This is a genomic window from Bathymodiolus platifrons methanotrophic gill symbiont, from assembly GCF_002189065.1.
Classification (GTDB): domain Bacteria; phylum Pseudomonadota; class Gammaproteobacteria; order Methylococcales; family Methylomonadaceae; genus Methyloprofundus.
This window is the reverse complement of record NZ_BDMN01000231.1, coordinates 1-5,743: the sequence shown is the minus strand read 5'-3', so window position 1 is coordinate 5,743 and position 5,743 is coordinate 1. Positions and strand designations below refer to the sequence as shown.

Below are 5,743 nucleotides of genomic sequence, written 5' to 3'. Positions count from 1 at the left end.
AGCTTCTTAATATTTTGAGAAATTCACCGTACTTTTAATCGCACCCCAAGCAAGGTATAAAGTTTAACTCATTGTTAATATCGCCCTACCTGAAACGAACAGAGAGTATTTTTAGCTCTGTTTTTAAGTCTAATTCTTCAGCTTTTTTAACGTCAGTTATTTGTATTTTTTTGCTTGCCTTTTTTTCAGAAAAAGCTATTTTTGATTGTTTAACTTCATCGTTAAAAATTGCTCTCAATTTTAATTCGCAAGGGCTTTTCTTTTGAACAGGATTATCATTTTCACGCTTAATTTGAGCAACACCTTTTTCTTTATTTTCATCATAGAAAAAATGTGGCAACTTTCGTTTTGTTGTCATTTCAACGTAATTTCCAAGCTTTTTTTCAAGTCGTGATTTCTTTGAAAAATCACCTGCAGATTTCCCCCCTGCAAATATTTTGCTCGCGCGATCTTTTTCTACTTCGCGTTGTGCGTCTGTGAAATCATTTTTATAAAGAGGTAAATCTTGAAAAGAAATTCCACCGCTTCGTTCAATAATTTTTACGTTAAAATCATTTAAAAAAACATGAGCGTCTTCCCAGGATTTGTTTTTAGACTCCAAAAAATCTTTAAACTTTGGCCCCACCGTTTCTTTTATGTATCTCTCAAAAGAAACAACTCCTGAATATTTTTCAGTATCTAAAGCTTTTTGATTTATGCCTTTATTTCTATCATTTCTATCATTTCTATCATTTCTATCATTTCTATCATTTCTATAATCCGATTTAACAATATGTTCTTTTCCGTTTACGTCTGTTAAAACTTCCATCAACCCACTTTGATTACTCCAACCTTGATCAATTTCAATTTTTCTACAAGCTTTATGTAAAGCATTATGTGAAAATTCTACATGATGAGATTTTAAAGTTTGCGGGTGAACTTTATTTACACACACACATCAATGTGCCAACATTTAGTATCTGGATGTAAGCCGATGAAAGCCTGATGACCACCTGCAGAAACATCAAAACCCAACTCTTTTAATGCAATTTCTCCTGCTTCTTTTGCTTGAGTATATGTTGGTTTTTCATTTTCCGGCCAAGAAATAATAACGTGATGAACCGCATCTTTTACGCGAGGGTTTCTTGATGCTGTCCCCGTCATTTCTGCCGCAGCAGTTTCAACAGATAATAAATTAAAAACCCACACAGCACCTTTCGTTTTTTCTGCGTCTGCAATGTAGGTCGTAAGGTCGCCAAAATCGCTTTTACCATCTTTTCTTTTGTCAGGTTAATTTCCAGTTGGCATTTTTATTCTTCCATTTTTTTCGTCAAAAACTTTTGATGCATTTTTGCAAGCTTTGTAATTTCTTCAATTGCGTCGCTAATATCATGCAAGTTTTTTAGCGTGTGTTTTTCCCTGCTCTGGATTTTTAAAAAGTTCTTTTTGAAGCCCCCCGAGTTTATTTAAAACACCACCTAATTTTGACAATTCGTGAAAATTTGAGTTATCAATATTTGCTCTAACTTTATGACCAATGATCCGCTTCAAACAATACTGACTGATCTTTAAACCCGAGTTTGTCACACACTGTTTAATATAATCATATTCAGTTTGAGTCATGTAAAATTTCATAAATTTATCTGCTTTCTCATCGACAGCGATAAATCTTCCTTTGTGCGATTTTTTAGAAAAACCGTCTCGAGATTTCGGCTTTTCTAAAAGACTGCCTAGGGGATTAACTTCTTTAAATTCGTTTTCGTTTGTCATAAAAATTCCTTTGGGCTATACAAAGCTTTTTTCTTTTTGGGGTGCAGGGGTTTACCCTTGCCAAGACAATATTCAACAGGTTCACCGTTGAATATTTACCCGTAATAAAAAATGAGAGCGTAGCGTTCATTTTTTATGGTCAGTACCAAATCGCTTGCGATTTGGTACTGAACGGGCATCTTGTCCCCTTTATCTAACTTTTTAATATGTTTTTAGTATAGCCTCAAAAAAGTCAAAAGATAATACAAACCAACAAAAAATAACGATTAAGTTAATCATTAAAAAACAATACGGTAATCACCGTGTTGTTAGCTATAAAGTTAATCTAAAAAAAATAGAAAAACAAAGCTTATGTGCGTAACTATTGAATATTTTAAGTAACTCATAAAAAATAAACAAAAAATAAAATAGAATAAAATATAAAAAAGTATGCACTAAAATAAATTACAAAGAATTAAGAAAATCACGTCTAAGCGACGACAAAAAACATTCTAAGACCAGACATATAATAATCGTTTATATGTTCACTAGAGTACATATAAATAAGCATATATACCACTTAAAAAGTAACAGGATAAACACACCTTAAAAATAATTAAGTCGGTCATATAAAGCCTATTAACATAAAATAGATAGTATGGAAAATTACTATATAATTTTCCATACAAAAATAAATATTTAAATTTTAAAAAAGTATTATAACGGTATTTTTTCGCCAGTCATGCGTCAATTAAAAATTATTAAATAATAGTTAAGTAATAATTTATACCTTAAAACAAGTCGTATAAAGAAACTATGGAATAGTTATAAAAATATAAAAAAATAATTATTAAACACTTAAAAAAAATTTAAAAAAATGTTAGACTAATATTAAAGTAATAGAAAAATAAGGAGATAACGTTATGTCAGGCAAACAAGAAATTACAGATGAACTATCTGAAAAAATTGGAACTACTTTAAAAGAATTTAAAGATAAATGGGCTGAAGAACAAGCTAAGAAAAGAACTATCGTTTCAACATTAATTGAACATAAAAATATCATTAATGAAATGTTAGAAATAAAAATACCTACAAAGGTTATTGTTGAAGAACTTGCAAAAATCAATGTTAAAGTTAGTTCAACAACATTAAATTCAACAATGAGAAGCGTTAATGGGACAGCCAAGAAAAAGAGTGTACCTACTAAAAATTCAAATCAAAAAAAACATAATACGACAGGTGACGATTTATAAAAACACTTTAAGAGTAAAACTAAATCGGGGAGTCGCTATTTTTGCGAAAGCTTGTTTTGGGCATCCCAGCCCAAGCAAGCAGCAAAAACTTAACGCGACCACTTATGCCTCCGGCGGCCCCGATTCGTCCTCGTCACCTCGTCCCGACCCAACAAGGGGTCGGAACATAGGCTCCAAATGACTTGACGCCGTGTCGGATGGCCTTTTATTTTGTCTCCACCTTCGCTAACGCTCAGACTCCGACAAAATAACGGCCCTACGGCTATCGCGGACGCGGACTAAAAATCATCACTTCGCTTAGGCTACGTTTCCCTGATTTTCAGCGGATGAACAGAGCAAGGTTTAATTCGAAAGTTAAATTTATTATTTTAATATTATTTATTACATTTCCTGCTTTTGCAGGAAACACGACAATACAGATCTTTAGAAAAGCTAAAAAAACATTACAGTCACTGGTCTATAATCAGGCCACGACAAACTATTTACTGCAATGCAAAGTTTGATGAAAAAAACGAATAGTAGATAAAATGGACGATGGGATAGAATGTTTCCTGTAACTTCACCGAAGTGTAAGAGGAACAATCTTATCGAAAAGCTTCAGGGGAATGTTAATCAGGTTTTAAAAAATAAATGTAAATAAAAATACATTAATTTCATTTATAAAGTTGATTTTTTTATTTGGTTACGAGCATTTTTTAATTCTATCTGAGCATTTTTAGCTGCTCTTTTATAGGTAGGGTCAAGATACGCTGTTTCTCCTAACAATCCTGCTCGTTTTTCCAGAAGTTTTATTTTACTAAAATTATGCATTGGTGCTTTACCATCTATCGCTTTTTTAATCCTTCTTGCAGTCATAAAGCGAGAATAAGGAGCTCTCAATCTTTCTTTGTTAATTATTATTCCAGTGACATGTTTTACTTCACTTTCGTTAAAAATTCTTGTTTTATGATTAGATAGGTTATAACCATACCGATTAATTATGTGAACAATCTGTCTATTTAATGATTTTGGAATTGTTGATCCAGAAAAAGTTAGATCATCAATATAGCATGTAAAAATAAGATTGTATTTTTGAGCTAAAGATTCTAATTCATCAAACATTGGTTTTGCTGCATGTAGTGATAGTAGTGGACTCAAAGGACTACCTGTCGGCATGCTATTGTTAAAGGTGGTTATTTTTGTCAGTTTTTTAGCTATATCATGAGGTAATTTTAATTTATCTAAAAAAAAGTTATAAACTAAGTGATTTTTAGTAGAACCATAAAAATTTTCTAGATCAAATGTAGCTATTTTTTTAGAAAGGACATGTGAGGCCGCATTTGATCTATAGGATCGTTTTTTTACAGCAGCGTGAGAATAGTTGGGTAGCTCTACTGGCTCAAGTAAATAAAGAATTCTTTCATGTATCTTCTTTAAATTTCCAGTAGGTTCTTGTATCTGTCTTGTCTTTGAGGTCTTTAAAGAGAAATGGTCAAATGATTCTTTATTAACAAATTCGCGATACTGAAGTGGATTTTTTAAAATTGAGTTTAAATTGCTTTTTTTTATCCCAATAAGTTGACATATTTTTTTAATTGAACCTACTTTATATAAAGCGCATTGGTTTACAGGGTAACGCTTAAAAAGTTTTCTTTTTCTTTTTGTAGGCTTCCTTTGCATTGATTCGTTCCTCATTCCACTGGAGTATAGAGATTATTTTTCCTGCAATATTTTCCTTTATTTTATCAGAAGGTTTTGACTTCTCTAAATTCTCAGAGAAAAACAGTATTGAGGATAAAGGAATATCAAACTCATCACTATATTTTTGTAAAATCTCAAGCGATGGTTGTTTTTTTCCCGACTCTATTTCTGAGAGATATGAGTTAGAAATACCAATTTCTGAACATAACTCTGTTTGAGAAATATCGTGATAAGTACGAATAAGCCTTAAGGCTTGATTAATCATATAATTTAAGTATTTATAAATAGTAATAACAGAGGGGTAGATTTATTCTAAAAAGAAATTCAAAATACTAACTATTTTTGGTTCTAATTTATCGTAAAGACAACAACATTTATCTATGATGAATGCTAACTGTAAAAGTTCTTTTAAACCAAATTTAGGTTTCTTTTTCTTTTTTAAAATGTTAATCAGGCACTGCTCTGCGGGTGTATTTTTAGGCATTAAAGCCTCCTTATGGGTTACGACGTGTAAATATCACGCCTCTCGCAAGTAACTTCATAAGTAAAAAAATCGGGATGAGCAGTGTTTTTCCCCCTTACTGAATTACCCGCTTTCGGTCTCGCCGAAAGCGGCTATCTCATGCTAGTGATGGATTACCACAAGGGTATCGACCTGAATGTTGCACGAAAAATGGTTTAGAGGCATTGCCTCCGCAGAGCTAAAGACTCTAATTGCTTCGAGATTTGATCTCCGAACCGCGTATTAAATATAATATTTTTTTTTTGCTAATGTCAAAGTATTTTCGCTAATAGCGAAAAATAAAGATTTACTTTTAGCGTATTGAGAAATAAATAAAGCACAATTTAAAGGCGCTCTAAGGTTACTTGTCAGAATTTTTTGAACTAGTCTATATGGCATGAAGTTGTACCGTTCAAGTTCAGTTCCTTATTTAGTCTGTCCATGCAGACCTTATATGCTTCACCATATATCTGTAAGCGTCAATTCTCTCCACCTAGACAAGCTACCCCAATTACTTTAGAGGCTTAATTTTTTCAATCAAGTTCCAGGGCAAAAACTGATCCAGTGCTTCTGGTTTATA

Annotated in this window: 7 protein-coding genes; 1 reads left to right on the top strand and 6 read right to left on the bottom strand. The window is 32.2% G+C overall.

Features of this window, described 5'->3' with window-relative positions; all coding sequences use genetic code 11:
- Positions 1-85: 85 nt before the first annotated feature.
- The 3 genes from CDZ78_RS13190 to CDZ78_RS13180 form a co-directional block, all read right to left on the bottom strand.
- On the bottom strand, positions 86-934 hold the full coding sequence (locus CDZ78_RS13190) for a hypothetical protein (RefSeq protein ID WP_087870425.1): 849 nt from the start codon (positions 932-934) through the stop codon (positions 86-88).
- On the bottom strand, positions 925-1,188 hold the full coding sequence (locus tag CDZ78_RS13185) for a relaxase/mobilization nuclease domain-containing protein (RefSeq protein WP_230991210.1): 264 nt from the start codon (positions 1,186-1,188) through the stop codon (positions 925-927). The genes CDZ78_RS13190 and CDZ78_RS13185 overlap by 10 nt, the downstream gene beginning before the upstream one ends.
- 180 nt (positions 1,189-1,368) lie before the next feature.
- Complete coding sequence (locus tag CDZ78_RS13180) at positions 1,369-1,749, bottom strand: plasmid mobilization protein (RefSeq protein WP_087870423.1); 381 nt, start codon at positions 1,747-1,749, stop codon at positions 1,369-1,371.
- 902 nt (positions 1,750-2,651) lie between these two features.
- Here CDZ78_RS13180 and CDZ78_RS13175 point away from each other — a divergent pair.
- Positions 2,652-2,981 (top strand): hypothetical protein, encoded by a 330-nt coding sequence (locus CDZ78_RS13175; protein WP_087870422.1) that lies wholly within the window; start codon positions 2,652-2,654, stop codon positions 2,979-2,981.
- 657 nt (positions 2,982-3,638) lie between these two features.
- Here the strand turns inward: CDZ78_RS13175 and CDZ78_RS13170 are convergent.
- Genes CDZ78_RS13170 through CDZ78_RS22065 form a run of 3 tightly spaced genes read right to left on the bottom strand, consistent with a single transcriptional unit; the run spans position 3,639 to position 5,145 of the window.
- The gene (locus CDZ78_RS13170) at positions 3,639-4,640 is read right to left on the bottom strand and encodes a reverse transcriptase family protein (RefSeq protein ID WP_167374299.1); all 1,002 of its coding nucleotides are present in this window, start codon (positions 4,638-4,640) and stop codon (positions 3,639-3,641) included.
- A complete protein-coding gene (locus CDZ78_RS13165; RefSeq protein WP_087870420.1) occupies positions 4,600-4,926 on the bottom strand; it encodes a helix-turn-helix domain-containing protein in 327 nt (108 codons plus the stop codon). The genes CDZ78_RS13170 and CDZ78_RS13165 overlap by 41 nt, the downstream gene beginning before the upstream one ends.
- Before the next feature lie 42 nt (positions 4,927-4,968).
- Positions 4,969-5,145: a hypothetical protein gene (locus tag CDZ78_RS22065; protein ID WP_167374298.1), complete on the bottom strand. Its 177-nt coding sequence runs from the start codon at positions 5,143-5,145 to the stop codon at positions 4,969-4,971.
- Positions 5,146-5,743: the final 598 nt, after the last annotated feature.

Excerpts from the sequence above, each read along its gene's own strand:
- CDZ78_RS13180 (WP_087870423.1), bottom strand. The coding sequence starts at position 1,749 with ATGACAAACGAAAACGAATTTAAAGAAGTTAATCCCCTAGGCAGTCTT.
- CDZ78_RS13175 (WP_087870422.1), top strand. The coding sequence starts at position 2,652 with ATGTCAGGCAAACAAGAAATTACAGATGAACTATCTGAAAAAATTGGA.
- CDZ78_RS13170 (WP_167374299.1), bottom strand. The coding sequence starts at position 4,640 with ATGCAAAGGAAGCCTACAAAAAGAAAAAGAAAACTTTTTAAGCGTTAC.
- CDZ78_RS13165 (WP_087870420.1), bottom strand. The coding sequence starts at position 4,926 with ATGATTAATCAAGCCTTAAGGCTTATTCGTACTTATCACGATATTTCT.
- CDZ78_RS22065 (WP_167374298.1), bottom strand. The coding sequence starts at position 5,145 with ATGCCTAAAAATACACCCGCAGAGCAGTGCCTGATTAACATTTTAAAA.